Genomic DNA, 4133 nt, shown 5'->3' on the forward strand with positions numbered 1-4133 from the left:
CGCGCCGCGGTGGCCGAAGGATCGCCCGTGCGCACCACGATCGAGGCCGAGGTCGCCAAGACCGGCGGGCAGATCCTGTTCTGGCAGGCCTATGGCGGCGCGATCATGCTGTCCAAGGGCGGCCCGATCAAAACGCCCGCCGACCTCAAGGGCAAGAAGGTCCGCGTCTTCGGCAAGACCCTGGGTGATTTCGTCACCGCCGCCGGGGGCGCACCGACGCTGGTTTCGGGATCCGAACAGTACCTGGCCTATCAGCGCGGCACGGTCGACGTGGGCATGACCGGCGTTTCGGGCGTGAAGTCGCGCAAGCTGTGGGAGGTGATGGACACGATCACCGTGACCAACCATGCCGATATCGAATTCGTCGTCGTGGTGAACACCGACTGGTGGAACGGCCTGTCCGATGAAATCCGCGGCCATATCAGCGATGCCGCCCGCGTGGCCCAGGACACCGTGCGTGACCGCATGTCCGAGATCGAGGCCGAAGCCTATGCCGCCGCCAAGGAAAACGGCATGACCGTGGTCGAGCTGAGCGAGGATGACCTGGCCCAGTGGAAAGCCGTGTCGCAGCCGGTCTACGACGCCTACCTGGCCTCGGCCGGGGAAGCCGGCAAGACGGTGCTGGACGCAGCCCAGCAGTAACCTGACCTCTAGCAACGGGCGGCCCGGCGACGGGTCGCCCGACGGGTGGCCCCATGACATTCATCGTCTCACTGTCCCGCATGGCGGGGATCCTCGGCGCGTGCCTGTTGGCGGCGACCGGCGCGATGCTGACCTACGAGGTGATCGCGCGCTATTTCTTCCTGAAACCCACGATCTGGGCGGCCGAGCTGAGCCAGCTTTGCCTGATCTGGGGCTGCCTTCTGGCCATGGGCTGGGTGCTGAGCCTGCGCCAGCACATCACGGTGAACGCGGTGACGAACCTTCTGCCGCCCGCCGCGCAACGGATCTGCGTGCTGCTGTCGCTTTGCGTCATCATCGTCTTCTCGGTGGTGGTGACGATCTGGGGCTGGGAGATCTTCCATGAAAGTTTCGTGCGCGGCCGGACAACCGGATCGCTTCTGAACCTGCCCGCCTGGGTGGCCGAGCTTTCGGTGCCCGTGGGCTTTGCCCTGCTGACCGCACAGGCGCTGGTCGAACTGATCCGCCTGCGGACCACACATGTCGCATCCCTGGGGAGCAGCCACGAATGACCATCCTTGCCATTCTCGCGATCCTCTTCGCGCTTCTTCTGATCGGCGTGCCGGTCGCCTTTGCCCTTGGCGGGCTGGGCCTTGGCATGCTGGTGTTCGGCGGATTTTCCCCGCTGATGGCCCCGCAGTCGATCCTATCGACGCTGGACGGGTTCATCCTGCTGGCGGTGCCGCTGTTCCTTCTGATGTCCAACGTTCTGCTCAAGGGCGGCGTGGGGCGGGACCTGTTCGGGGCCGTGCAGGCCTGGGTCGGGCACTGGCCCGGCGGCCTTGCGGTGGCGACGATCCTCAGCTGCGGGCTTTTTGCGGCGATCTCGGGGTCCTCGGTTGCGACGGCGGCCACCATCGGCACCGTCGCCATCCCGGAAATGGTCAGCCGCGGCTATGACCGGCGCTTTGTCTACGGGCTTCTGGCGGCGGGCGGCACGCTTGGCATCCTGATCCCGCCGTCGATCCCGATGATCGTCTTCGGCTTCGTGGCCGAGGAATCGGTGATCGCGCTGTTCCTGGCCGGGATTGGGCCCGGCCTTCTGCTGGTCGGCATGTTCGTGGTCTATTCGATGATCTACGCGCGGGTGTCCGACAGCTATACGCCGATGCCCAAGGCCAGCTGGTCGGAACGCGGCGAGGCCTCGCTTCGCGCGCTGCCGTCGCTGGCGCTGGCGCTGCTGATCGTGGTCGGGCTCTACTCTGGCGCCTTCACCCCGACCGAGGCCTCGGCCGTGGGATTTGCCGCCGCCCTGGTGATCACCGGCCTGGTACTGCGGTCGCTGACCTGGCGGGGGTTCTGGGAAGCGGTGCGCGACAGCGCCGTGACCACCGCCGCCATCCTGCTGATCATCGCCGGGGCCAAGGTCTTCGGCAAGGCGATCGCGCTGTACCGGATCCCGCAGGATATCTCGGCCTTCATCGCGGCCAATATCGACGGATCGCTGACCTTCATCCTGCTGGTCTCGGCGGTGCTTCTGATCATGGGCCTGGTGTTTGAAACGCTGTCGATGATCCTGATCATGACGCCCGTGCTGCTTCCTGCGGCCATGGCGCTTGGCTTCGATCCGATCTGGTTCGGCATCTTCATGGTGATCATGGTGGAATGCGCCCTGATCACCCCGCCCGTGGGTCTGAACCTGTATGTCATCCAGGCGGTGGCGCGCGTGTCGCTGTCGCAGGTGGCACGCGGGGTCTGGCCCTTCCTTCTTCTCATGCTGCTGTGTGTGGCCGTGCTGTTCGCCTGGCCGGATCTGGCGCTTTATATCCCCTTCAAATGGTGACCCGATGACCCAAGCTTCCCGCCTGCGCGATCTTCTTGCGCAGGACCGCTGCCATATCATGCCCTGCTGTTTCGACGCGCTTTCGGCCAAGCTGATCGCGCAGGAAGGCTACGAGCTGACATTCATGTCCGGCTTTGCCGCCTCGGCCAGCCGCATCGGCGCCCCGGACCTGGGCCTGATGAGCTATGGCGAGGTCGCCGACCAGCTGCGCAACATCGCCGACGCAGTGGACATCCCCGTGATCGGCGACGGCGACACCGGCTATGGCAATGCGATGAACGTGCGGCGGACGGTGCAGGGCTTTGCCCGGGCCGGTGCGGCCTCGGTCATGATCGAGGATCAGCTGGCCCCGAAGCGCTGCGGCCATACACCCGGCAAGGCGGTTGTCGGCCGTGACGAAGCCTTCGACCGCATCCGCGCCGCCGTCGACCTGCGGGCGGAACTGCGCGAAAGCGGCGGCGACATCCTGATCCTGGCCCGCACCGATGCCCGCCACGATCATGGCCTGTCCGAGGCCATCGCCCGGGCCGAGACATTCGCCGAACTGGGGGCCGATATCCTGTTTGTCGAAGCCCCGCAAAGCGAGTCCGAGATGCGAGAGGTCTGCGCCAACCTGCCCGGCCCCAAGATGGCCAATATCGTCGAAGGCGGGGCGACCCCGGACCTGCCCATTGCCGCCCTGCACGACATCGGCTTTTCGATCGCCGCCTATCCGCTGTCGGTCATGGCCTCGGCCATGCAGGCGATGGTGACGACCCTGCGCCACATGCGTCAGGACGAACGCCCCGGCCAGATGGATTTCGTCGAATTGCGCCGCCGGATCGGCTTTGACGACTACTATGACGCGTCGGAACGCTATGCCTCGTCCCGCCGGGATCATTCCGGGTAATCACGGGCCCAGGCGGGCATTCCGGCCCGCCCCGCGCAGGTCCGGACCTGTTAGCGCAGACATGATCCGGCCAGATTGACCCAAGGGAAGGCAATCGCGACATTCGCGTCGCTTTCAGCACGCAAAGCGGCGCTTTTGGTCGGAAATCCACGGAAAGACCGGCTTTGCGCGCTTGTCATCCCCCCCGCCAGTCCATATGTAACGCGAAGGTGACGGCCCTAGCGGGGCTGCGAACCCGACCGCCCTGCCGGGGGTGGTTCGACATCATCTGAGGACCGCTCACTTGCTCGACCAGATCGCGCTGCGCGCCGAACTCGCCGATCACTACGATCTCTCTCCTTCCACCGACATCGCCCAGGCAAATGCTGACATTTTCGCCCGGATGGACCGTGTCGTGACGCCCCCAGACTGGGCGATTTACGCGCCCTAGGTCGCGGCGATCAACAAGCTGAAAAAGGAACGCAACGCGGTTATCCTGGCGCATAACTACATGACGCCCGAGATCTACCACGGCATCGCGGATGTGGTCGGCGACAGCCTTCAGCTGGCGATCGAGGCGACCAAGGTACAGGCAGACGTGATCGTCCAGTGCGGCGTGCATTTCATGGCCGAGACCTCGAAGATCCTGAACCCGTCCAAGACGGTGCTGATCCCCGACATGGAAGCGGGCTGTTCCCTGGCCGAAAGCATCACCGCCGAGGGCATCGCCCAGATGCGCGCCAAATATCCCGGCGCTCCGGTGGTGACCTATGTGAACACCACGGCCGAGGTGAAGGCGGC

4 protein-coding genes and 1 pseudogene are annotated in these 4133 nt (G+C 65.3%); all 5 read left to right on the forward strand.

All coding sequences use genetic code 11. The features are described from left to right. Positions 1-642, forward strand: a 642-nt coding sequence (dctP, locus tag ACEQXV_RS03440; protein ID WP_370267916.1) for a TRAP transporter substrate-binding protein DctP, incomplete at its 5' end; no start/stop codon positions are given. 53 nt (positions 643-695) lie between these two features. Beyond that, positions 696-1193, forward strand: coding sequence for a TRAP transporter small permease (locus ACEQXV_RS03445; protein WP_370267918.1), 498 nt, complete (start codon positions 696-698; stop codon positions 1191-1193). Further along, a complete protein-coding gene (locus tag ACEQXV_RS03450; protein WP_222269113.1) occupies positions 1190-2464 on the forward strand; it encodes a TRAP transporter large permease in 1275 nt (424 codons plus the stop codon). Before ACEQXV_RS03445 ends, ACEQXV_RS03450 begins: the two co-directional genes overlap by 4 nt. Before the next feature lie 4 nt (positions 2465-2468). Beyond that, positions 2469-3353, forward strand: coding sequence for an oxaloacetate decarboxylase (locus ACEQXV_RS03455; RefSeq protein ID WP_370267920.1), 885 nt, complete (start codon positions 2469-2471; stop codon positions 3351-3353). A 283-nt stretch (positions 3354-3636) separates the two neighbouring features. Beyond that, positions 3637-4133, forward strand: a pseudogene (nadA, locus tag ACEQXV_RS03460) (quinolinate synthase NadA); the annotation flags it as partial.

It is taken from the genome of Nioella sp. (assembly GCF_964229645.1).
Classification (GTDB): Bacteria; Pseudomonadota; Alphaproteobacteria; order Rhodobacterales; family Rhodobacteraceae; genus Nioella.

Coding starts and splice junctions, on each gene's coding strand:
- ACEQXV_RS03445 (WP_370267918.1), top strand. CDS start 696: ATGACATTCATCGTCTCACTGTCCCGCATGGCGGGGATCCTCGGCGCG.
- ACEQXV_RS03450 (WP_222269113.1), top strand. CDS start 1,190: ATGACCATCCTTGCCATTCTCGCGATCCTCTTCGCGCTTCTTCTGATC.
- ACEQXV_RS03455 (WP_370267920.1), top strand. CDS start 2,469: ATGACCCAAGCTTCCCGCCTGCGCGATCTTCTTGCGCAGGACCGCTGC.